This window comes from Phycisphaerales bacterium AB-hyl4 (assembly GCA_041821185.1).
GTDB lineage: Bacteria > Planctomycetota > Phycisphaerae > Phycisphaerales > Phycisphaeraceae > Natronomicrosphaera > Natronomicrosphaera hydrolytica.
On the sequence record JBGUBD010000004.1, the window covers coordinates 412,868 to 435,813 of the forward strand.

The window sequence follows — 22,946 nt, forward strand, 5'->3', positions numbered from 1 at the left end:
GGTCTTCGGCGTGCCTTTCACTTCACCAAATCACCAGATCACCAAATCGCCAAATCGCCAAATCAGATCTCGTACGCCCATTCTTCGGTTTCTTCGACTTCGGTGAGCTCGCGGTCGACGTCGAGGCTGGCGCCGACGAGGATTTTGGCGCGGTGCATGGCTCGTTTGGCGCTGGTGAACACGCCATACTCGGCGGGGAAGACGTTGTCCTCACCGATGAGTTTGACGAGGCCGAAGGCTTTGAGGCGGTCGTAGAGTTCGGGTCGCAGGCCGCAGAGCAGGACGTGGCCGCCCTTTCGCTGCATCTGCTGGACGAAGCGTTCGAGCACGCTCAAGACGGTGGCGTCGAGCGAGTGGGTGCGTTTGAGGCGGAGGATGACCACCCGTGCGCCGCTGTTGGCGACGCTGGTGAGGCGATCCTGCAACTCGTCGGCGAGGCCGAAGAACAGGTCGCCTTCGACCTGGAGGAACATGACTTTCTTCTGGCCAGCTCGATCGCGGACGGGGCGTTCGACGAACGGGCCGCCTGGCGTGCGGACCATCTCGGCGATGTGCAGTTGGCTGGCGCGGCGGAGGTAGAGGGCGATGTTCAGGAAAATGCCAATGAACACCGCATAGGCCAACGGCACGATCAGCGTCGCGACAAGCGTGCCGAGGCAGACCATCGCGTCGGCACGCTGGCTGTGCAGCAGACGGCGGATGTAGGCCCAGTCGATCAGACTCCAGGCGATGACGAACAACACGGCGGCGATGGCGGTCATCGGCACGTATCGCGCTGCCGGGGCGAACAGCAGAAAGATCACCAGCACGAACAAGCCGTTGTAAATACCCGCGAAGGCGGTGCGAGCGCCGGCATACTCCGCCAATGCCGTTCGCCCGAAACTCGCCGAACCGGGAATGCACGAAAGGAAACTGCCGGCCGTGTTGACCACGCCCTGCGCGAACAGTTCCTGGTTCGCGGAGATGCGTTCGCCCCCACGTCGGGCCGCGGTGGCTTTGCCGATGGCGTAGACCTCGATCAGCCCGAGTAGCGCTAGCGCAAGCGCCCCGGCGAACAGCGTTTCGACGTCGCTCAGCGAAAAGCTGGGCATGCTGGGCGCGGGCAGGCCGGCGGGGATTGCGCCGATCAACGTCATGTCAGCCTCGGTCCAGCCCATCGTCCAGACGATCGCAGCGGTGATGACAATCGCAAGCAACGGCCCCGGCATGAGCACGGAAATCGCCCGCGAGCCGATCACCACGGCCAGCGCCAGCAGGCCGAGCGCGACCGCCCACGGATTGATCTCATGCAGATGATTGGAAAGCCCCTGTGCGATGCCCAGCAGCCCCGGCCAGGTCACTTCGCCGCGATCGACACGAAAGCCGAGGAAGCCGCCGATCTGTCCCGCAGCGATGAGGATGCCCGCGCCGGCAGTGAAGCCGACGATCACACTCTGGCTGACATAGCGCACCATGTTGCCCAGGCGCGCCCCGGCCATGGCGAACTGGAGAACACCTTTGATCAGCGCCAGCGCGAGCACCATCTGCACGTAAAGCGCTTCGTTGCCGGGGTCGACCAGCCGCATGACGATGGAGGCGACGAGCAGGCTTTGCGTGTTGATCGGCCCGAGCGCAAGCAGCGGCTGAGAGCTGAGCAGCGAGCCGATCAGCGCGTAGAAGATGAGCGTATAGATGCCGTAGACCGGCGGCACGCCGGCGATGATGGCGTAGGCCATCGACTGCGGAATGGCGACCACGGCAACGGTCAGCCCGGCGAGGCCGTCGGCGCGGGCGGTGGCGAGACTGTAGTGGCGCACGGTATGACTTAGCCGATGGATCGGCCGCAGGATCGGTGTGATCAGGCTATTGCGCAGATTCGTCATGATCGCTACAACCCGGCGGTGTTCACGCTCATAAGACCCGTACGCCAGCGTAGCAAGTCGCGTGTGGGGATGCAGGTTTAACAATCGGCTCGTTCATCTCAAGCCGACCGGCGATCGGGCCGACCATAAGAGCAAGCCTCAGTCGACGACACGTTCACCCGCCACAGGAGGCGCAGCCATCGATCGGCTGGGCATGGCGAATTCAAGGCATGGGGGGGGGAAGCTCGCACGATGAGATCCAACGGCGTCAAGAACGACCTCGAACTGTACTTGCGACAGATCGACCAGACGCCGCTGCTTACGGCCGAGGAGGAGAAGGCCCTGAGTCGGCGGATCATCGAACACAACTGCCCCGAGGCACGCGAGCGGATGATCCGCGCCAACTTGCGCCTCGTGGTCAGTGTCGCCAAGCGTTACAACAACCGCGGCCTGCCATTGCAAGACCTGATCGAAGAGGGCAACCTCGGTCTGCTGCGCGGCGTGGAAGGCTTCGACCCCGACCAGGGGGCTCGCTTTTCCACCTATGCCTGCTGGTGGATCAAACAGGCGATCAAACGGGCGCTCATTAACGCGGTGCAGCCGATTCACATCCCCGCGTATATGGTGGAGCTGATCGCCCGATGGAAGCGTGTGTCGCGCGAGTTCGAAGAAGAGCATGGCCGATCGCCGAGCATTGACGAACTGGCCGTGGCGATGGATTTGCCGCCGCGCAAGGTGCGGTTTATCCGCAAAGCGGTGCGTGCATACCAGCGGCCGGCGCAGTCGGACGGCAATGGCGAAGACGCGCCGATGCTCTCAGAACTGTTGCAGGACAACAAAAACCTGCCGCCGGACGAGCAGGCTTTGCATCATGAAGACCTGGCTACGATCAGCCTGTTGCTCGAAGCGATCGACGACCGCGAAGCGACCATTCTCCGCCTTCGCTACGGCCTGGACGACGAGGAACCGCTGACCCTGAAAGAAATCGGCGAGCGTGTCGGCCTGACACGCGAGCGCGTACGGCAGATCGAGATCGCAGCGCTGCGCAAGCTCAACCAGCGCCTCAGCAGCGATCGACCGCTGGCCGCGATTCGTGCCATGCGGAACAGTGAAAAGAATCTGACCCAGTCGGCCTGACCGCCCCGCTCAAAGCGTGAGCGTGTACGGCGCGTTCACTCCAAGATGCGGCGCGAGCAACTCGACCGTTTCCACCCGGGTCACCACGGCCTCGAACTGGTAGTGGTGCGGGTCGGTGAGAACATTGACCGCATACGGCCGAGCGAACTCCACCAGCCGATCGTAGATTGACGCGGGCATGTCGGCCGTGGGCTCGATGCCCGCCTTGCCGTGCAGCGTGACCACATCCTGGTAATTGCGATTGGCAAAGACCCAGCACACCTCAGGCTGCTGACGGATGTGCTCAACTTTGTGCGTCGCGTGCGCGCTGAGGCTGTAGACCCAACCGAGCCCGTCATCGGCGGGCGCCGCGCCCATATAGCGGGCATACGGCCGACCGTCCGGGCCGATCGTCACCATGCAGCCGACGCCGACCTCGTCGATCAACTGGCGAGCGAGGTCCAACATGTCCTGATCGCTGGTCATTGCTGCTCCTTCCCAAGCATGCGTTCTCACGCCCCACCCGTCACAAGACTATAGCACGCTCGCATCATTCCTTGCCGTGGCGTTGCCACGAGCGATCACGGTATGATGCCGCGGATGAAGCAGATGCAGACGCTGACGTGGGCCGACGGCCCGATGACACTGGAAGGCGCGGTGTCGGTCGAGCCGATGGATGAGGGATGGGTTCGGCCGTGGCGGGTGTTTTATGATCGACTGCGCCTGTACGAATCGGCACTGCTCACACGGGCGTGCTTTGCCGCGGGCATACGGCTGACGCTGATCAGCGACACGTCGCAACTCGCGGTGCAGGTCCACACGCTGCCCGACCAAAGCCAGACGCCCGACTGCACGTTCGACCTGCTGGTCGACGGCCAACGCCACGAGCGGCAGCGTCTGTCCGCCAATGATCTCGAACAGCCGCGGACCCTCACCTTCGCTAACCTGCCCGCCGGCTCGCATCACCTGGAGTTGTACCTGCCCCAGAGCACGACCGTCTGCCTCGGGCCCGTGCAGATCGACGCCGACGCCACGGCCGACACATGGCGCGACACTCGACCGAGGTGGGTCGTCTACGGCTCATCCATCACCCAGTGCTCCGCCGCCGACGGCCCCAGCGAAACCTGGCCCGCCATTGTCGCCAACCGACTTGGCCTGCACCTGACCTGCCTGGGCTTCGGCGGGCAATGCCACTTCGATCCCATGGTCGGCCGAACCATCGGCCAACTGCCTGCCGACCGCATCAGCCTCTGCCTCGGCATCAACACACATGGCGGCACTTACAACGAACGTACGTTCCGCGCCGCGGTCATCGGCCTGATTCAACTTATCCGCGATCGCCACCCCGATGTGCCCATGGTCTGCGTGTCGCCCATCTGCTCCCCGCCGCGCGAAGACTCCCCGGGCGGCACGGGCATGACCCTCCAGCTCATGCGGACCTGGATCGCCGACGCCGTCGACGCGCTCCGCGCCCACGGCGACGACCGCCTCGCCTACGCCGACGGCCTGTCGCTGTTCGGGCCTGAATTTGTTCACCACATGCCCGACGAGTTGCACCCCGACGCCGAGGGTTGCCGCGTGCTCGCCGAGCAATATCTCGAACAGGTCATGCCCCGGTTCAACGCCGCCGCGGCGACGTCGACGGACTGACATATCGACAATGTGGCCTCATTCCTCCTCCCCATTTAGCCGCGGACCTTGGCCCGCGTGCATTCGGCCTGCGTGCCGAAAACGCCGTGCAAGCACCGCAGCCAAACGCTGCAAGCGTGAAACCGCATTGTCGTACACGAAGGTGAGACAGTCCGCTGTCGTGCATCACTGCCGTGGCACAATGTGGTTATAAACCGTAATCACAGGTCGGGCGATGCACCTTTGAGTGTATCCGGGTAACGCGATACAATTCATCAGCATGAAGCACAGGCGTTGGGTGATTCCGTGTTCCGCAACAGTGATGATGGCGGTGATTCTGCTCACCGGCTGTCAGGATCCGCTGTTCCCCACGGACGCACCACGCACGCCCTATGACCGGTACCGCACTTTACGGGGGGAAGAGCGGCCCATGACCGACGAGATGGCTCGCGGCACACCCCGTTCCGGTCGGCCTGCCTTGCGGGAGCGATTGCGCCCGCTTGACCAGTATTAACGGATTAATCGGTACAGACCACCAAAGGCTCCAGGCCACTACGGACAGAAATTCAAAGTTCACAGCAACATTGACCGATGACCAGAAGGTCGTCGGTCCACCGTTTGTGAACAACACCGGCTCGGGCGGACCACAGCGACGGCCAACGGTGCACGGAAGCAAACCCTTCGAGAGGGGGAGGCAGCTTGGTCCCGAATCAACGAACATTCATCGTGCTCGGCGCACTGATCGTGGGCATGTCCCTGGCAAGTAGCGTGCTGCTGCTGCTCGAACCCGGACCGATGGCCCCGTTCGCCGGCGTCACGCTGCAGTCCATCGACCGCGGCCCCACGTCCAGCAACGACCGCCTCTTCGACACCGCCAGCCCCCAGCATGACTGGCAGGCCATCGTCATTCACGACTCCGGCCAGCCGGAGGGCAACGCCCACACACTCGACCGCCTCCACGACCAGCAGGGCCGAGGCGGCCTCGGCTACCACTTCGTCCTCAACAACGGCCGCGGCGCGGACGACGGCCTCATCGAGCTCGGCTTCCGCTGGCAGCACCAGTTCGCCGGCGCTTACGTTGAAGGCGAGGACGCCAGCTGGTTCAACCGCAACGGCATCGGCATCTGCCTCGTCGGCGACGCCGACAACCAGCGGATGACCCGCGCTCAGCTTCGTGAGCTGGTCTGGCTGGTCCGTCAGCTCCAGCAGGCCCACAACATTCCCCGCGATGCGATTCACATCGACGTCGGGCAAGCGGCCGGCGACGAGGCGTTCCCCTTCGCCTGGTTCCGCCAGCAGTTGCTCGACATCCCCACGCCCTGATCGCTCAGCCGCTCATCCCACCCCCGTAAGCCCGCAGCCGGACGCTGCGAATCCGTCGTAGCACCTACACAACGCGCTTGACAACATCGGTCACGCGGGTGACGCTTTGGGCAGTATCGGCCCGCAGTCGGCCGACGGTGTGGCTCGTCAACCGCTTTCTGGTAAGGACCTGCACATATGGCTGAGGCGTCGGATGGCCGAGTCGCCTGCCCCAACTGTGGCAAGCAATATCGCTGGAAGCCCGACCTGGCCGGCCGGAAGGTGGTGTGCAAGTGTGGCCAGAAGATGCAGCTGCCCGGCAGCCCCCACGGCCAGATCGAGGCGATCGGCCCCCCGCCCGCGCCCGTCGACCCCAACGAAGCAAGCACCTACGACCTCGAATTCACCGAAGAGCCCGGTGCCGGCGATGCTCCCGCCCCCGCCGCCTCCGCCAGCCGGCCACGCCGACGCAGCAGTTCCGCCAGTTCATCCGGCTCATCCTCCTCCGGTGTCTCGCTGCTGAAATGCCCATCCTGCAATCAGCCGCTGAAGCCCGGCGCGATTCTCTGCGTCAAATGTGGCTACAACCTCGAGTTAGGCAAGCAGTTACAAACTGACATCGTCGAAGACCCCGACCCTGACGATCAGCCCCCCGCCGCATCCAAAGCACCCCCCGAGGCCCCTGCCGACATCGCGGCCATGGGCGGCAACAGTGCCGTCAGCCGGGCGTTGGAAGATCGCGAAGACGAGGTTCAGCCCAGCAAGCTTTTCGACCTGTACCTGCCGCTGGGCCTGATCATCCTCGGCCTGCTGACCCGTTTCGCGCAGGCGATGTTCTTCGGCGACGATGCCATCGACGGTGCGCTCCAGGCCGCGATCGTCACCGCCATCGACGTCGCGATTTCCATTCCGCTGCTGCTGCTGGCACTGATGGTCTCGGTTTATATTCTGAGCGTAAGCTTCGGCCCGCTCGGCGCGGCACTGTTCAAATTGCTGGCCATCCTGCTCGGCCCCGCAGCGCTGGGCGACATGGTCGCCTACATTACTGCGGTCCCCCTGGGCAGCAGCATCGCCGGCGGGTTTGCAGGCTTCCTCTTCGTCGTCGTGTCGATGTGGTTCCTGCTCTCGAAGTTCTTCGACCTCGATGGCTCGGACGCGTTCTACGTGTTGATCATCATGTACGTGGTGAACTTCATCGTCACCATCCTCGTCGCCATCTTCGCGTTCGGCATCATCCTCGCCTGACGCCAAGGCCGAACCGCCAACGCCTCACAACGCGTCGATCACCATCTGCGTGATCTCGTCGGTCGACCACTTCGGCCGATCCAGCCGCTGACCCTCAAACTGCGGGCAGACCTTGCGGATGGCCTGCTCAAGCTGCTGGCCCACCTTCGTCGCGGCGGGGTCGTTCTTGATTCGGCCGGTCTCGATCAGCAGCACGCTAAGCGACAAAATCGTCGCCAAGGGGTTGGCCTTGTTCTGGCCCGCGATGTCCGGCGCTGAGCCGTGCACCGGCTCGAACATACTCGGGGCGACCCCGTCGGGGTTGAGGTTGCCCGACGCGGCGATGCTCATGCCGCCGGCGATCGCAGCGCCGAGGTCGGTGATGATGTCGCCGAACATGTTGGGCACGACGATCGTGTCGTATCGCTCGGGGCTGGCGACCATGTACATGCAGCACGCATCGACATGGTGGTACACCCGCTCGATTTCCGGAAAGTCGGCCTTGCCGATCTCTTCAAACGCGCGAAACCACGTGTCGCCCGCGTAGGTCAGTACGTTCGTCTTGTGCACCAGCGTGAGTTGCCCCGGATACCCCGCCGCCTTCCGCTCGCGGGCGAGGTTGTAGGCGTATCGCAGGCAACGTTCCACGCCGAAGCGGGTGGTGATCATCTCCTGCGTCGATATTTCCTGGGCCGTGCCCTTCCGCGCGATACCGCCGTTGCCGCAATAGAGGTCTTCCGTATTTTCGCGGACGCAGACGAAGTCGATATCCTTCGGCCCCTTGCCCGCGAGCGGCGTGGGTACGCCCTCGTACAGCTTCACGGGACGAAGGTTGATGTACTGATCCAGTTCGAACCGCAGCTTCAGCAGCAGGCCCTTTTCGAGCACGCCGGGCTTGACGTCGGAGTGGCCCACCGCGCCGAGGAAGATCGCGTCGTAGTCGCGTAGCGCAGCGACTTCGTCGTCGGAGATGACTTCGCCGGTCTTGAGGTAGCGAGCCCCGCCGTAGTCGAGGTCGGTGGTGGTGTAGTTGAGGTTATGCGGCCCGGCAGCGGCTTCGAGCACTTTCAGCGCCGAGCCAACGACTTCCGGACCCACACCGTCGCCGGCGATGACCGCGAGTTTCAATGCCATGTCAATCTGTCCTCCGCGCGACCGAGGCGCTTTGATGAGCGTGCAACGTCAAAGCGGCTACATGTAGCACGACCAGCGGAAGACGGCAAATGCATGCCCCCAGCCCCCAAGCCCCACGCCCCAGCCTCCCCCCTACCCCTCACCGCCCGCCGGCCATCGCCAGTCGTGCCGGGGCATACTTCTGCTGAGCCAACTCCATCGCCCGCTCGAGTTCGCGTTGCTCGATCTCCGCTCGCACGATCGGCGACTCGCCCATCATCGCCTGCACCATCGGCTGCGGGCTCAACGACACCACGCCCCCAACGTGCAGCAGTACCGCCAACACCCCCACCATCGCAAACAACGAAATCGTGTCGAGCATCCGCATAATCGTTCTCCCGTGCTTCGAGTCAGTAGCTCCTCAGTGCACTGGTGATATCGTCGCCGACTTGCGTCAGCTTCAGCTGCACATCACAACATTGCCCATTCTGGCCGCTTCCACCCACGCACAGCCCGGCCAGATTCACCGGCTTAACACCTCGCAACGTCCATCTGCCGTTATCATCACGACATGCCACACCCCCCCGCCCTGCCGTTGCGTTGGCTTACCCTCCTCGCCGCAGCCTGCACCCTCGCCGCCTGCGCCGGCCCGTCGATCTACCGCCACGCCGACGACGCCACCGCAGAGCAGTTCCAGACCTACGTCGATCACCTCGCCCACCCCGACATGGAAGGCCGAGGCGTCGGCTACGCCGGCCTCGACGTCGCACGCGACTACCTCGTCGACTACTACACCACCCTCGGCCTCGAGCCCGCCTACCGCACGGCCGACGACGGCGAGCTCAGCTACATCCAGCCGTTCTCCATGGCGCACCACCCGCACCTCGACCACGGCGTCGAACGCGACCACGACGCCGACGACGTCCCCCACGACCTGCTCCAGACCACCGCCCACAACGTCGCCGGCTACATCCCCGGCCGCGGCGCGCTGGCCGACGAAATCATCGTCATCGGCGCTCACTACGACCACCTCGGCTACGGCGAAGTCGGCAGCCTCCTCCGACAGGACGATCTACCCGCTCTACACCCCGGCGCGGACGACAACGCCTCCGGCACAGCCGGCATGATGCTGCTCGCCGAACGCGCCATGCAACGCGCCGCCGACCACCCCGAACACGACCGCCGAACGCTGCTGTTCGTCGGCTTCTCCGGCGAAGAGTGGGGGCTCATCGGCTCGATGCACATGGTTAATCACCCCGACGAACTCGCTGTCGACTTCGACCAGATCGTCGCCATGATCAACCTCGACATGGTCGGCCGACTCGACCGCGAACTCACCGTCTTCGGCCTCGCATCAGGCGACCGCTGGCGGGAGCTGCTCATCACCGCCAACCGCGGCCTGGGCATGCACCTGATCGACGGCGGCGGCGGCATCGGCATGAGCGATCAGACCAGCTTCTACGTCCACCGCATCCCCGTGCTCCACTTTTTCACCGGCATTCACGAAGACTACCACCGCCCCACCGACACCGCCGACCGCATCAACGCCCCCGGCGGCGCGCTGGTCGTTCAGCTCATCGACCGCCTGACCACCCTGCTCGAACGCGAGCCTGAACGCATGGCGTTCACCGGCACCGGCGACCCTCACGCCGGCATGCGCGACGCCCACGGCCAGCCCATGCAAGGCATCGGCCGGGCACAACTCGGCGTGATCCCCGACTACACCACCCTCGACGGCGAGCAGGGCGCGGGCATCACCGCAACCATGCCCGACAGCCCCGCTGAGCGAGTCGGCCTCGAACCGGGCGACCTGATCAAACAATGGAACGACGAGCCGGTGCACAACGTCCGCACGCTCACCACCCTGCTGCGCGACGCCGAGCCGGGCGATCCCCTCACGCTCATCATCGAACGCAACGGCGAAACCCTCACGCTCGAACTCGAACTCGGCGAACGCTGATAACCACTGCAGACCCGGGGCGGATGCCAAACGGCATCGCAAGTCAATCGTCCGCATCATCATCAAGATAAGGCGACCCCGGCGGATGCGGCAGCGGACGCAAGCCCTCCGCATGACGCAACGTCAGCCCCGCCTCCGGATGCGCCGCCGCCAACGGCTCGAACATCGCGTGCCCACGAGCTTGAAACACCGCCACCGACTCGCCGCCTTCATGCGCCGGCCAGCTCTCGCCCGTATCGAAGTCATACAGAAACAGCACCTCGCTCGGCCGATGCTCCACCGCGAAGCCCACCAGCGACTTGTCGTCCATCTCATACCACTGAAACGTCAGCATCGGCGAGCCCGGCGGCAAGCTGCCGAAAAACGCCGGCTCGGCAATCACCTCGCCGCCCTGCTCCACCTGGTAGTAGTACGCCTGCCGATGGTCGCGCAGCAGCCGACCCATGATCCGTACCGTGCGGTCCTCGTCGATTTCGAGCACGCGCAGTTCACCCACGTTCGGCCCCGGCCGTTCGCCGCTGCGCGGGCGCAGAAACGACACGGCCGTGATGATCACGAGCAGGAAGATGATGATGCCAATCCAGCGACTGTCCATGGTTAACCCGACATCATAACCCCCTTTGCAGTTGATGTGGCGACCGAAGCGCACGGCGTCACGCCGTGGGCTTCCTGACGTCATAACATCGCCCACCTTGGCATCTTCCCTAGTCGGAAGTAAGATTTTCACCTGAATCAACTAAGGGATTTTCTTATTTTTCCGAAAGGGACTTCTGTGATGCAGGCACGCAGCGTGCAGTACGGGCGGGCGGGCGGCATTGAACTTATCGACGTGACCGTCAGCGACCCCGGCCCCGGCGAGGTACAGGTGCAGGCGCTGGCTTGCGGGATCTGCGCCTGGGACGTGCATGTGTTTCAGCACGGCTTCGCGTGGGACGTCATGCCAGGCCACGAGGGGGTCGGGCGGGTGGTTAAGATCGGGCCCGGCGTGACGGGGCTGGCCGAGGGCATGCGGGTCACGGGGCATGGGTTGGGTTTTACGGAGTATGCGAACCTGCCCGCGGCGCAGCTCCATCCCCTGCCGGTCGGCGGACATGCGGATGAGCACTGGATCGTCGAGCCGGTGTCCTGCGTGGTGACGGGGCTAGACCATTGCCAAGCCAAGGCGGGCGAGCGGGTGGCGTTGGTGGGCTGCGGGTTTATGGGGTTGCTGATGTTGCAGGGGCTCGGCCGATCGATGCTGGAGCAGGTCGTGGCGATCGATCTGGATGCCGGCCGACTGGCGCTGGCCCGGCAGTTCGGCGCGACGGAAACATTCAACGTCAGCGAATCGGACGCCGACGCGGTGGCCGAGGCGCTCGCCGACCGCGGTTTCGACACGGTCGTCGACACCACCGGCTCGCAGGCGGGGTTGAACCTCGCTTCCCGCCTCGTGCGGCCGGGCGGTCGGCTGAACCTCTTCGGCTGGAACCACGGCACGGCCAGCTTCCCCGGCGACCTGTGGCATATGAACGGCATCACCGTCGTCAACAGCGCGCCCAACGCCGCGCTGCGCGATCCGTTTCCCCCCGCGATCCGCCTGATCGAGCGCGGCCTGCTCGACCTCAAGCCGCTGGTGACGCACGTCGTCCCGCTGGATGACTACCCCGACCTGCTCGCCACCGCAGCATCGCGGAACGACGGCTACATCAAGGGCGTCGTCCGTCTGCATCACGACTGACCTCGTCCGGCGAGGTTTCGATCGGCTGACCAAACGCGTACACCATCGCCCGCTTGCTCGCCGTCTCGCGGAAGCCCGCGCCGCGGTACAGCCGGGTGGCAGGCTCGTTGCGTTCGTCCACGGCGAGGATCATGCTCCCCCGGCCAGCCGCGTGCACCAGGTCGAGCGCGTGTTCAAGCAACTGCTTGCCAAGCCCCTGGCCGCGGTACGGCACGGCCAGCCCGAGATAGACCAACTCGCAGGCGTCCATATGCGGCAGGTCGTTGATGAGCATCGCACCCACGGGCGTTTGATCGTCGTAGATCGCATGCCAGAGGTCGGGCCGGAAGACGCCGGCCGACTGGTGGCCGACGATGACATCGTCGATGCTGCGCAGCCCGCGCAGCCCCGGGCAATCGAGCGTCTGTTCATAGCTGTCGAGGATCGGCCGGGCGAAGTCGTCAACCGGGCCATCGTCCCAATGCAGCACACGATAGCCGGGCAAACGCCCGGCGAGCGAGCGCGGCCGTGGACGTCGGTTGAGGCGTCGGCTCATGTATTTCAACGTCGCCAGATCATGGAAGCCGGCGTCGCGCATCGCCCCCGCCAACCGGCGCTGCGGCGGGTCGAGCAGGCATTGAATCAGCCGCATCCGATCCGTCGACTGCGCCCGGCAGGCCGTCCGCAGCAGTTCGACCGCCAGCTGCTCGCTCGGCCAACTCGTCGCAGGCGAGCAGAAAAGCATGCCCGACCGCCCACGGCAAGGTACGATCAGCACCGCTGCCTGGAGCGTCTCGCCTTCGACCGCAACCCAGAGATCGTCAAGCACCAGGCTCTGCTGCCGGGCATAGTCGAGGAACGGCTGCACCGCCGCCTCCCGCCCCGACGCCCGGCCGCTGAGCAGCAGGCCGATCGCTTCGCGTTGCCGATCGGGGTCGACCCGCACAAAGCGAGGCCCGTCGGTTGGTTCGGGATTGCGAATCGCCTCTGTCATGTCGCCATGAGCCCCGTTCTTAAGAGTGAAGGGCGCATTGTAGCCAGTGCCGTCGGCGCTGTTGATGCTGATTTGGTTTTGAGCCGACGCGATCACGCCCCTGTGATGCGGATCGGGCATGAATCTCGGGTGTGCTCGAAGCCACGGATTCAATCCGTGGGCTTCGGCCTCATACACAAACCCCGTGGCCTGCCAAAGTCAAATTTTCCACTCTGGCACTTTGCCGTGAGCCGGGGTACAATGTGCGGCTTCCCATCGGTCGCGGTGCGCCCTGCGCGGGGCGTCGGTCGAATCGGGACAACCGGACAAGGCGGTCGGCGTGAGGCACGTCGGCGGCGACCCGTTTCTGCCTGGTGTGAGCCAGGCCGGGTATGTGCAGAAGCATTGGAACATTTTCTTTATGGTAGATCAGAACCTGATCGCGGAGCTGGAACTCGAAGGCAATGAGGCGGAGGCGATGCTCGCCGACGCGTTCGGCCAGGACGTGGCCGAGGGCAACCTCGACCAGTTGCTCGAGGGACAGATCGCCGACTTCAAGCCCGGCACGATTCTCCAGGGCAAGATCATCGGCAAGGCCGGCGACGACTTCATGGTCGAAGTCGGGCTCAAGAGCGAGGGCATCCTCGACAAAAACGAATTTGACGAACCGGAAAACGTCGACATCGGCGATACCGTCGAAGTCCTGCTCGAGCAGGTCGAAGGCGAATCCGGCACGGTTCAGATTTCCAAGCGGAAAGCTGACCGCATCCGCGGCTGGGAACAGATCGTCACCACCAAGGCCGAAGGCGACACCGTCGAAGGCCGGGTCATGCGAAAAATCAAGGGCGGCCTGCTCGTCGACATCGGCGTGCCCGTCTTCCTCCCCGCCAGCCAGGTCGACATCCGTCGCCCGAGCGATATCGGCATCTACATCGGCCAGACCATCGACGCCCAGATCCTCAAGATCGACGAGCAGCGGCGAAACATCGTCATCAGCCGACGTAAGCTCATCGAAGAGGAACGCGCCGAGAAGCGCAAGAAGCTGCTCGAATCCGTCAAGGAAGGCGACATCGCCACCGGCGTGGTCAAGAACATCGCCGACTTCGGCGCGTTCGTCGACCTCGGCGGCATCGACGGCCTGCTGCACATCACCGATATGAGCTGGGGCCGCGTCGGACACCCCTCCGACGTCGTCAAGATCGACCAGAAGATCGAAGTCAAGATCCTCAACATCGATTACGACAAGGAAAAGATCGCCCTCGGCCTCAAGCAGAAAGAGTCCTCGCCCTGGGAGGACATCGAGAAGAAATATCCGTCCAACACGCGCGTCAAGGGCACGGTTACGAACATCATGTCCTACGGCGCGTTCGTCAAGCTCGAAGAAGGTGTCGAAGGCCTCGTCCACATCTCCGAGATGTCATGGACCAAGCGCATCAACCACCCCTCCGAGATGGTCAGCGTCGGCGAAGAAGTCGAAGTCGTCGTGCTCGACATCAACAAGGACAAGCAGGAAATCAGCCTCGGCATCAAGCAGACCGAGGTCAACCCCTGGGAACTGGTCGCCGAGAAGTACCCCCCCGGCACGGTCGTCGAGGGCAAGGTCCGCAACCTGGCCAGCTATGGCGCTTTCGTCGAGATCGAACCTGGCATCGACGGCCTGCTGCACGTGTCCGACCTCTCCTGGACCAAGAAGCTCACGCATCCCAACGAGCTGCTTAAGAAGGGTGAAACCATCAGCTGCGTCGTGCTCGAAGTCGACCAGCAGAAGCAGCGCATCGCGCTGGGCCTCAAGCAGCTCACCGAAGACCCGTGGTTCGAAGCGATCCCGACCCACTACCAGCCGGGCATGATCGTCCGCGGCAAGGTGACAAAGATCACCAACTTCGGCGTGTTCGTCGAACTCGAAGACGACCTCGAAGGCCTGCTCCACATCTCCGAACTCTCCGACCACAAGGTCGAGAACCCGCAGGAAGTGGTGAAGGTCGACGAAGAACTGGAAGTGAAAATCCTCCGCGTCGACGTGGACGATCGCAAGATCGGCCTGTCGCTCAAGCGGGCGCAGTGGACCGCGGACCAGGAAGAAGCAGTCGCCAAGCAGGAAGCCAAGAAGGGTCCGGCAGCCGGCGGCGGCGGTGGACTGGGCGGCCTCGGCGACGGCGGCGCACTGGGCACGGACAAGATCACCTTCGGCCAGGGCGGCGTGAAGCCGTCGGGCGACTGATCGCGTCCATCCACAACTCGCAGTAACAACCCCAAGGGCGTCGGTGACATCACCGACGCCCTTTTTCTATGGGCATAGATCGCTTTCGGTTTAACCGGGGCGGGTCCCACACCGCATTCCGAAGGATGTCGCCCGCCAATCGAAACGTCCCACCAGACAGTCGCCGAGCGTGAGCATCAGATGACAGCCTCACTGGCCCTTCGGGACACCAGCGGTACGCGCGTGTCGCCAGCCACGCGAGAACGCGTTCGGCGGGCGGCGGTGGATCTGAATTATGTGCCGTCGCTTGCGGCAAGGTCGCTGGGCCGGGGCAAGACTTACTCACTTGGCTTTATCTGTGGCGATATATGTACGCTGTCATGCTGGTTATGGCTTTGGTGACAACCGCCATAGCGGATGACATCCGTTTCCGGGAGATTTTTCCGCTTCCACGCGTGGGGCATTACCAGGACGAGATCGTTCCGATCGGTGCGAACGTCTCACTTCAGAGTGCGGCCACATTCGACAGCGACAAGCTGGCGATGGCCGCTGAGGACATGAGCGACTACCTGACGCGCCGATATGGGCAATCCATTTCAATCACACATGGCGAGCCAGCCGATTCGGATGCCGACTTTCGCATAGCCGTGCTTCATCTTGACGCGTTGAGTTCGGAACTTCGAAAGAAACTGTTTACCGACACATACGACCCGGCATTGCTTCCGTCGGGCAACCTATCTCGACAACTTCTGGGAAAATCGTGATTCGATCGACCGCGAAAACTATCCCGACGCGCCGAGCCCGGCCGAGATCGACGCCAAGCGTTTCCGCCTGATGATGGACGCGATCTCGGAAACGAATCCCGAGGCGCATGTCACCCCGACGCTGCCGGTCTACTACGACGATCCGGACTGGTGGGAACGGCCGTTCGCCTTCGATATCACGCCCTATGTGAAGTGGGACGAGCCGAACGTCATCACCGTGCTGGTTAATGATTTTCACCTGGATGGCGGCATCTGGAAGTCGGTCTTTCTACACCTGATGGGTGGGCCGGGCATGTTCAGCCCGGAGCAGTGACGATGTCAATGCGACGCTCGAAGGGGGCAAATGGTCGCCGACGGAGTGTGTCACAAATCAGATCCGAAGGGTTGCCGGTTCATGCGGGCGTCCGGAACCCATCAATCTCAAACGCCCACTTTCAATGAACGTGACAAGGAGAAGTAAGATTATGATGAAACGCAACAGCTTTACCGCCCTGACCGCCGGCGTGTTGGTAACCGGCAGCCGTCTCAGACGAACTCGTCTATTTCGGGAGCCGTGACCAGCGGCTTTATGCCGTGGATCGCGACACCGGCAAGCGGCGCTGGATTTTCAAAACTGAGCACCGGGCGTTCTCATCGGCTGTGGTCTCTGACGGCATGCTGTTTTTCGGCAACCAAGACGGCCGCCTTTACGCATTGAAATGATTGTCGATTCGCCGCGCAACCCGACTCATCGGCGCCGCAGCGTTAAGGTACGGCTCGGGCGGCGTCCACGTGTGGAAGCATCACCCGGCGAAGGCGTGTAGGCAAAAGCCCACTCACCGCAAAGATTGATGAAAGGCGAAACAGGACTGTTACGCATCGACCTGTTCACTTTTTAATTGTGATCCATCACCGCGCCCACGTCGATCGTGTACATCGCCCGCCGTCCCTCATGGATCGAATCGATGCACACCGCACGCCCCTCAGGGTGCCAACGCGGATGCAGATCGCAACGGACCTCTATATCGAAGTGCTACATGGCCCCGGCGGTGTCCTTCGCTCGGCATAGGCCTATGGCTGCGGCTGCGGCCCATGCCGAGGCACCATGACCAAGGAGCGTCAAAGCTCGTATCTGGAGTGGGCCAAGGATGGGGCCAGGACCACCCCATGCACGCCCCCTTAAATGTAAATGGCGGGCCAAAGTGTATGGCCCGCCATTTGTTCGTGTTTGCAGGTTGTCTCACCTGTCGGTCAGCTTGTCGCAATTCTCGACTTGCGGCGACCCAGAAGCAGCATCGCGCCGCCGGTCAGCGCCAGCATCGCCGACGATGGTTCGGGCACGAGCGCACTCGTATGCCAGATCTCGTTACCGTTGACACTGAACATCAGGTGAAGATAGTCATTCCCGTCAATTGCGGCTTTGATATTTTGGACGTCGTACGTGCCTTCGGTGAGCAGAACGTTGTCGCCCAGCAACTCGCCGGTCTCGTCGACCCGCTGGAGCCAGAGCGCGTTATTTGTCGACTCATCTTCCGAATCGTACGGCGCGACGAAAAACACATAGTGCACGCCCGCCGAGTCAATGACCATGCTGACTTCACTGGCGTCGGATGCGTCGTAAAGGCGGATCGGTGTACTGTCGCCCTCTAAAACGTCGAGGTAAAGGGTGACATAGCCCGTGACCGAACCGCTATTGGTTGACGAGCCCCACTGCTGGATGGCGGCCAGGTCGATCGCGTCCCCGCGGAAGGCGGCGGACATCAGGTCAGCCGAGTACAAGCGCGATTCGCCGCCAAAGAGGCTCACCTGTCCCGTCGAATCGTTCCCGCCGCTGTGGGCGAAGTATTCCTCCGGCGGTACCGTGCTGCGGTCGAAATCCCCGGACGCCGTCTTTGCCCAGACGTACGGACTGTTGCCGGCCGCTCCATCATTATGGCTGGCGGCGAGGCGCGATTGCGTAAAGATATAAGCTTCGGAACTGCTGGCAGCGAGCAACGAGGCCCCCGCTCGCGTACGGAAATCGGTGGTACTGTCGAACATGATGCGTTCACTTTGCCAGTTTCCGTCATTGGCGAGCATTCGATACCGATGGTTGCGGGCCTCGCCGTTGGTAGCGGTCTGCCAGGACACGTGCACATTATCGTCGGCGTCGATGGCAAGATCGGTGGTGCCCCGGGTGTCGCCGATTTTCGTAGCCCCTTGCCAGTCACCGTTCTGCTGGTGGTTGTGATAGAGGTCGTTGTCCCCAGCCTTGTAGTAGGTGATATGTGCTTGGCCGGTGCTGTCGTAGGCAAGCCGCGGCGCGAAATTGTTCCATGCGCTGTGCGAGACGGTAGTCCCGCCGCTTACGCCGAGTTCGCGGTATTGGATGCCCTGCGCATCGTTGGTCGTGTGGACATAGCCAAGGGTGCCGTCGGGTTTCACGGCGATATCCAAGCCATAGAAGCGGTTGCCAACGCTGTAGACCGTGTCGAACGGTTCGAAGACTACATCCGCCGTGGCGATGCCGCTGATTCCCAATGACATGATCGCTGCAAGATACGCCTTTTCCATTCCTTCATCCTTTCAGAAAGTTCTACGAGGTGGATCTGCACCGGACGAGTCATGGCCCGAGACACTGCTCCGTGGGCCGAAGTAGTAACGCATGCCATACGGCACGAGGAGGGCACCCCCCTCCGCAAGCTTAACGTTAATCCTACGAAGACGAGATTAGCATAACGTTTAGCCTTGTCAAGGAAAAAACGCCCGCTGAGTCGGCCGCGGCCGCCGCCGTCAACCGCGATTCCGTTGGACCAGGGTCAGCCGACAAGACCGCAGTGGATCCTGTCGCACAAGCCGACGTACCTGGGAGGACGACACGCCTGAATCAGTTTGACGAGGACTCGCGAACGATCAGCTTGGGTTCGATGATTCGGACCTCGGGCTCCTCGTTCGCCGCTTCACCTTCGATCAAGGCAAGGACGCGTTCAACGATCTGCCCGGCGAACTGCTCGATGTCATAGCCGATGGTCGTCAGCGAGGGGCGGGCGTACTGAGAATCGATGTCGTTGTCCATACTGACGATGGCAAGGTCGCGTGGGACGACATATTTGGATTGATCGAGAGCACGAAGGACAATTCGGGCGCACAAATCGCTATGGACGATGAGGGCATCCGCGCCGCCTTGCTGAATTACACGGAGCACGATTTCACGCGTGGTGTCGAGCGACGGCAGCATGTCGTTGGGCAGCACGCCGATGAGGGCAGGGTCGGCCGCGTGGCCATGCGTTTTCTGTGCCTGCCGGTAGCCTTCGAGCTTTTCCTGAGGGGAAAGCGCGTTGCTGTCGAGCGTGATCATGCCGATGCGCTTTCGCCCGGTGTGAAGCAGGTGGTCATAAGCCATGTGGATGCCTGCGGTGTAGTTGAACGTCACGCAGTTGTATGGCTGTTCAAGACGTGCCCGCCCGACAAAGACGACATTGCTCATCTGGGCGAGAGCCTGGGGCACATGCCTGGCCAGGGTCGGGTCGGAGTAATCGTGGCCGAAGCCGATAACCCCATCGACGCCGCGCATGGAGAAGTCGTTGATGTAGTCGCGTACTCGCTCGAGGCTGTCGTGGAACTGGCCGACCATCATGCGGTAGCCATGCCTGGCGAGCGCCTGCTCGACCGCAGCGACGATCGCCATCTTGGCGGACGGAGCATGGGTGTCGAGGAACGCCCCGATCATCTGGGACTTGCCGCCGCGGAGAATGCGGGCGGCCATGTTCGGCCGATATCCCAGCTCGCGTGCAATGCGTCGGATCTTCACGATCGTCTCAGGGCTCACGCCCTGAGTCTTGTCGCCAGTGGCGTTTAGCGCTTTGGAAACGCTGACCATGGACACGCCGGCCCGCTGGGCAATGACAGCCAGCGAAACGGGGCGACCGCGACGTTTCGTCTGTTGTTCCACCATGCCAAGACCCCTTTTCGAGCAACCAGCCCATCAATCGCCACGGCCGCGCCCGCCGTAGATAATGCTTGTAACACAACTTACATTCATCATAAACAGCCATGCTTGACAAGGCTTAACCTTAAGCTTATCCTAGCAGAAAAGGCTCGGCGAGAAAAGGCTTAGGCTTGATTTTAAGCTTTTCAAGGCAAGGGCAGTCGCCCTTAACAGTACATATTTGCATCGATCCCTTTTGATCCCGAAAGGATAATAGCATGGCCAACAGCTGCGGTCCTGGGCACTTGGGCGGAGCCGTGCCGGTCGGCGACGTCATGCTGCGGCGTAGATTGCCATCACCCAAACACCTGCTCGGCGGTCGCTTGGACAGGCAGCGGGCCAACGCTCTCCAAGCCGGCTTCACACTCATTGAACTGCTGGTGGTGATTTCGATCATCGCGCTATTGATCGCCCTGCTACTGCCCGCGTTGCAGTCGGCACGGGAGTCGGCGCGAAACGTCCAGTGCGGGACACATCTGCGATCGCTTGGCATGGGGTTGTTCTTATATGCCGACGATTACCGGGACACGTTGCCGCCCGGGTTCGGCTTTCGCGAAGATGGTAGTGCCCGGGGGCCATGGCAGGACGCGCAGAACCCGCAGAATGTCGCGAACTGGGCCCGCGGCGTGTCGGGTTACGCCGGGTTCAACCACAATACCAATCTATGGTCCGGCAATCGCACCACAACCGGAATATTTGAATGCCCGACTGCAGCACCGGAGCATCATCTGCCAAACACCTGGTATGCGATGCCCCGTGCGCTTTCGACGACCTCGGCGTTTGGTGGCCAGTGGCGCCCCCTCGCTTCGCTTGAGCAGCCTGGCGCCACGGTGGGCTTACTCGATGGATTTCGAAATCTGCCCACGCTCGATTGGTGGGTTTCGGAACTTGGCAACGTCGTCTCCGACGAAACGAACCGCCGCATCTACCGCCATCGCGGTATGACGGACAACTTTCTTTTCCTGGACGGACATGTCACCCCGCTTGGGGAAGGTTCGGAGGGGGAAGGCGAAGAACTCGAAGGCCATTACATCGCCTGGTATCGCTAATGTCCGTTGATCATCATCAGGCCGAACTGCACGCGCGGTCGTGAAACACCGTCGTCGCGCGGTCGTGCATAGACAGTCAGCCGCAATAAAAAAGGAACTTCGACCGATGAGAAAGATTCGCCTCGACATCATGTGCATGGCCATCGTGACTGCGACGGGAACCTGGGCCGCGAGCACGTCGGCTGACACACTGGCGTCGCGCATCGCCATCGTCGTCGCGGAGCAGGCCACGCCGGCGGAGCGAAATGCAGCGGATCAATTGCAGCGATACCTCGGCAAGATCTATGGCGTTGAATTCGACGTGATCGCAGAGCCCGCGGAAGAACGGGACCACATCTTCGTCGGTCGTTCACAATGGACGCAAGGTATTGACTTGGGACCGTTGGGGACCGAGGGGATCGTGATACAGACGCGCGAGCGAGACATGATCCTGATCGGCGGTCCGCCGAGGGGCACGCTGAACGCCGTGTTCACGTTTCTTCAGGACGAGATGGGCTGTCGCTGGTATGCGCCAGACGAGCAACTGATCCCCGAAAGGAAGTTGAGCGAAAGCGATCTTTCGCAAGGGCTTCGTTCGCTCGTGGGTGAATTGGACGTGCGGTATATGCCGCCTTTTACGCATCGACAATATTTCGGACAGTCAACTCAGGACGTCGAATTCGCGGTAAAGAACCGGCTCAACGGCCGTAACTGGCAACGCCCGATTCCAGAGGAATGGGGCGGGAATGTCTACATGGCCCAACCCACCGGTGGGCATACGCTGATTCGAAGTTTCCTCAAGCCGGACGATCACTTCGACACCCACCCCGAATGGTTTGCCTGGCGGGAGGAGGCCGGTGAGCATCAGACGAGCCAACCTTGCCTGACCCACCCCGAGGTGCACGAGCAGGTGACGGTTGAGGTGTTGGCCTATCTTGAGGAGCATTATCCGACGTGGGAAGCGGGGCCGAAGATCGTTTCGGTCAGCAACGCTGACAATGACCGGTATTGCGAATGCGAACGTTGTACGGAGGTGTACGAACGCGAGGGCGCGAAATCCGGCGCTCTGCTGGAACTGGTGAACGCGGTCGCGGACGCCGTTGCGGAAGATTATCCCGATGTGCTGGTGAGTACGCTAGCCTACTGGAAGACATCGACGCCCCCGGCTCGCTTGCGAGCACGGCCGAATGTCCTGATCCATCTAGGCACCATGCAGCGTGATCATAAAGTGGGCGTGGATCAAACCAAATATGGCGACTATCTGCAGCGGTGGGGTCGGGTAGCGCAACATCTCTACATCTGGGACTACGACACCAATTATCACAACTACATGCGCCCGCACCCGAGCTATCGCGCGGTGCCGAGGAGTTTGAAGTTCTTCCGTGTCCGAGGCGTGACGGGCGTATTCGTCCAAGGCGGTTGGGGCAAGCCGGAGCTGCACAACATGCGTGCATGGGTCAACGGCCAACTGCTCTGGGACCCAAGCCGCAACCCGCGGGCGTTGATGCGTGAATTCGCAGAAGCGTACTACGGTGAAGCCGCGTCATACGTCCTTGACTACATGGAAACCATCTATCGCGCCGTACAACGAGCGGAGAAAAGCTACCTGAGTGTGTATGGCACAACCGATACGTGGCTGAAACTCCCAGACATGAACCGGGCCCAGGAACTGATCACCCAGGCTCGAACAGCCGTGGAAGACGACGAACGTCTTCGTGAACGGATCGACCTGCTGCAGATGGGCCTCGACATGATCTGGCTGGAGCGTTACGAGGAACTCCGCAACGCCGCTGAAGAAACGAACGCGCCGTTTAACGGACCTGACGACCCGCTCGCCCTCGTGGACCATTACGCGGAGAATCCGCTGAATGTGGCGACGATGAGAGAAGGCCAATCGGGTGATTACGGCCAGTTTCTTTCCCGCATCCGAGAGACACTGACTTCGGAGTGAAGACGTCGGCCTCAAAAATAGTTAAACAACGGATCAGGGATATGGGACATGGCGACCAGGATGTGACGGCGGCGATTGCAACAGGCGTGAGGCTCGCCGATAGTCATGCGATGAAGGTCGCAGTCCGTTGGATCAGCGACGTGAACCTCGACGCCGCCGCCGGTTGGTTCTCCATGTATTGAAATTCAACCCGCCCCTGCCAG

At 62.4% G+C, this 22,946-nt stretch carries 22 protein-coding genes and 1 pseudogene; 15 read left to right on the forward strand and 8 right to left on the reverse strand.

What is annotated here, in order from left to right:
- Nucleotides 1-62 precede the first annotated feature (62 nt).
- Complete coding sequence (locus ACERK3_08340; GenBank protein ID MFA9478303.1) at nucleotides 63-1,862, reverse strand: SulP family inorganic anion transporter; 1,800 nt, start codon at nucleotides 1,860-1,862, stop codon at nucleotides 63-65.
- A gap of 231 nt (nucleotides 1,863-2,093) precedes the next feature.
- Here ACERK3_08340 and ACERK3_08345 point away from each other — a divergent pair, with 231 nt between their 5' ends.
- Complete coding sequence (locus ACERK3_08345; protein MFA9478304.1) at nucleotides 2,094-2,978, forward strand: RNA polymerase sigma factor RpoD/SigA; 885 nt, start codon at nucleotides 2,094-2,096, stop codon at nucleotides 2,976-2,978.
- Between the two features lie 9 nt (nucleotides 2,979-2,987).
- On the opposite strand, the gene ACERK3_08350 is transcribed toward ACERK3_08345, so the two are convergent.
- Nucleotides 2,988-3,443, reverse strand: coding sequence for a pyridoxamine 5'-phosphate oxidase family protein (locus ACERK3_08350; GenBank protein ID MFA9478305.1), 456 nt, complete (start codon nucleotides 3,441-3,443; stop codon nucleotides 2,988-2,990).
- Nucleotides 3,444-3,557: 114 nt separating this feature from the next.
- Between ACERK3_08350 and ACERK3_08355 the strand changes: the two genes are divergently transcribed.
- From ACERK3_08355 to ACERK3_08370, 4 genes are all read left to right on the forward strand, one after another.
- Entirely contained in the window at nucleotides 3,558-4,607 is a 1,050-nt protein-coding gene (locus ACERK3_08355) for a GDSL-type esterase/lipase family protein (GenBank protein ID MFA9478306.1), read from the forward strand.
- A 259-nt stretch (nucleotides 4,608-4,866) separates the two neighbouring features.
- Entirely contained in the window at nucleotides 4,867-5,100 is a 234-nt protein-coding gene (locus ACERK3_08360) for a hypothetical protein (protein ID MFA9478307.1), read from the forward strand.
- Nucleotides 5,101-5,285: 185 nt separating this feature from the next.
- Entirely contained in the window at nucleotides 5,286-5,909 is a 624-nt protein-coding gene (locus tag ACERK3_08365) for a peptidoglycan recognition family protein (protein ID MFA9478308.1), read from the forward strand.
- Nucleotides 5,910-6,086: 177 nt separating this feature from the next.
- Complete coding sequence (locus ACERK3_08370) at nucleotides 6,087-7,133, forward strand: hypothetical protein (protein ID MFA9478309.1); 1,047 nt, start codon at nucleotides 6,087-6,089, stop codon at nucleotides 7,131-7,133.
- 24 nt (nucleotides 7,134-7,157) lie between these two features.
- Here ACERK3_08370 and ACERK3_08375 read toward each other — a convergent pair whose 3' ends face one another.
- Complete coding sequence (locus ACERK3_08375; GenBank protein MFA9478310.1) at nucleotides 7,158-8,246, reverse strand: 3-isopropylmalate dehydrogenase; 1,089 nt, start codon at nucleotides 8,244-8,246, stop codon at nucleotides 7,158-7,160.
- A 139-nt stretch (nucleotides 8,247-8,385) separates the two neighbouring features.
- Nucleotides 8,386-8,607, reverse strand: coding sequence for a hypothetical protein (locus ACERK3_08380; GenBank protein MFA9478311.1), 222 nt, complete (start codon nucleotides 8,605-8,607; stop codon nucleotides 8,386-8,388).
- A gap of 189 nt (nucleotides 8,608-8,796) precedes the next feature.
- Between ACERK3_08380 and ACERK3_08385 the strand changes: the two genes are divergently transcribed.
- A complete protein-coding gene (locus ACERK3_08385) occupies nucleotides 8,797-10,185 on the forward strand; it encodes a M28 family peptidase (protein ID MFA9478312.1) in 1,389 nt (462 codons plus the stop codon).
- Between the two features lie 43 nt (nucleotides 10,186-10,228).
- Here the strand turns inward: ACERK3_08385 and ACERK3_08390 are convergent, their stop codons facing one another.
- The gene (locus ACERK3_08390) at nucleotides 10,229-10,780 is read right to left on the reverse strand and encodes a hypothetical protein (protein MFA9478313.1); all 552 of its coding nucleotides are present in this window, start codon (nucleotides 10,778-10,780) and stop codon (nucleotides 10,229-10,231) included.
- Between the two features lie 180 nt (nucleotides 10,781-10,960).
- Here ACERK3_08390 and ACERK3_08395 point away from each other — a divergent pair, with 180 nt between their 5' ends.
- The gene (locus ACERK3_08395; GenBank protein MFA9478314.1) at nucleotides 10,961-11,902 is read left to right on the forward strand and encodes a zinc-binding dehydrogenase; all 942 of its coding nucleotides are present in this window, start codon (nucleotides 10,961-10,963) and stop codon (nucleotides 11,900-11,902) included.
- Here ACERK3_08395 and ACERK3_08400 read toward each other — a convergent pair.
- Complete coding sequence (locus ACERK3_08400; GenBank protein ID MFA9478315.1) at nucleotides 11,871-12,875, reverse strand: GNAT family N-acetyltransferase; 1,005 nt, start codon at nucleotides 12,873-12,875, stop codon at nucleotides 11,871-11,873. The two genes, ACERK3_08395 and ACERK3_08400, sit on opposite strands and share 32 nt — an antisense overlap.
- A 400-nt stretch (nucleotides 12,876-13,275) precedes the next feature.
- Between ACERK3_08400 and ACERK3_08405 the strand changes: the two genes are divergently transcribed.
- From ACERK3_08405 to ACERK3_08425, 5 genes and pseudogenes are all read left to right on the forward strand, one after another.
- Nucleotides 13,276-15,075 carry a 30S ribosomal protein S1 gene (locus ACERK3_08405; GenBank protein MFA9478316.1) on the forward strand — a complete coding sequence of 600 codons (1,800 nt, stop codon included), beginning with the start codon at nucleotides 13,276-13,278 and terminating at the stop codon, nucleotides 15,073-15,075.
- A gap of 180 nt (nucleotides 15,076-15,255) precedes the next feature.
- Nucleotides 15,256-15,456, forward strand: a complete 201-nt coding sequence (locus ACERK3_08410; protein ID MFA9478317.1) for a LacI family DNA-binding transcriptional regulator — start codon at nucleotides 15,256-15,258, stop codon at nucleotides 15,454-15,456.
- The gene (locus ACERK3_08415; protein ID MFA9478318.1) at nucleotides 15,435-15,818 is read left to right on the forward strand and encodes a hypothetical protein; all 384 of its coding nucleotides are present in this window, start codon (nucleotides 15,435-15,437) and stop codon (nucleotides 15,816-15,818) included. The genes ACERK3_08410 and ACERK3_08415 overlap by 22 nt, the downstream gene beginning before the upstream one ends.
- 70 nt (nucleotides 15,819-15,888) lie before the next feature.
- Nucleotides 15,889-16,131 (forward strand): hypothetical protein, encoded by a 243-nt coding sequence (locus tag ACERK3_08420; GenBank protein MFA9478319.1) that lies wholly within the window; start codon nucleotides 15,889-15,891, stop codon nucleotides 16,129-16,131.
- Between the two features lie 212 nt (nucleotides 16,132-16,343).
- Nucleotides 16,344-16,520, forward strand: a pseudogene (locus ACERK3_08425) (PQQ-binding-like beta-propeller repeat protein).
- Between the two features lie 528 nt (nucleotides 16,521-17,048).
- Here ACERK3_08425 and ACERK3_08430 read toward each other — a convergent pair.
- Both ACERK3_08430 and ACERK3_08435 read right to left on the reverse strand, forming a co-directional pair.
- Nucleotides 17,049-18,350 (reverse strand): hypothetical protein, encoded by a 1,302-nt coding sequence (locus tag ACERK3_08430; protein MFA9478320.1) that lies wholly within the window; start codon nucleotides 18,348-18,350, stop codon nucleotides 17,049-17,051.
- Between the two features lie 313 nt (nucleotides 18,351-18,663).
- Entirely contained in the window at nucleotides 18,664-19,731 is a 1,068-nt protein-coding gene (locus ACERK3_08435; GenBank protein ID MFA9478321.1) for a LacI family DNA-binding transcriptional regulator, read from the reverse strand.
- Between the two features lie 251 nt (nucleotides 19,732-19,982).
- On the opposite strand from ACERK3_08435, the gene ACERK3_08440 reads away from it, so the two are divergent.
- The 3 genes from ACERK3_08440 (at nucleotide 19,983) to ACERK3_08450 (ending at nucleotide 22,925) form a co-directional block, all read left to right on the forward strand.
- Nucleotides 19,983-20,813: a type II secretion system protein gene (locus tag ACERK3_08440; GenBank protein ID MFA9478322.1), complete on the forward strand. Its 831-nt coding sequence runs from the start codon at nucleotides 19,983-19,985 to the stop codon at nucleotides 20,811-20,813.
- Between the two features lie 106 nt (nucleotides 20,814-20,919).
- Nucleotides 20,920-22,743, forward strand: a complete 1,824-nt coding sequence (locus ACERK3_08445; GenBank protein MFA9478323.1) for a DUF4838 domain-containing protein — start codon at nucleotides 20,920-20,922, stop codon at nucleotides 22,741-22,743.
- Between the two features lie 41 nt (nucleotides 22,744-22,784).
- Nucleotides 22,785-22,925 (forward strand): hypothetical protein, encoded by a 141-nt coding sequence (locus ACERK3_08450; GenBank protein ID MFA9478324.1) that lies wholly within the window; start codon nucleotides 22,785-22,787, stop codon nucleotides 22,923-22,925.
- Nucleotides 22,926-22,946 lie beyond the last annotated feature (21 nt).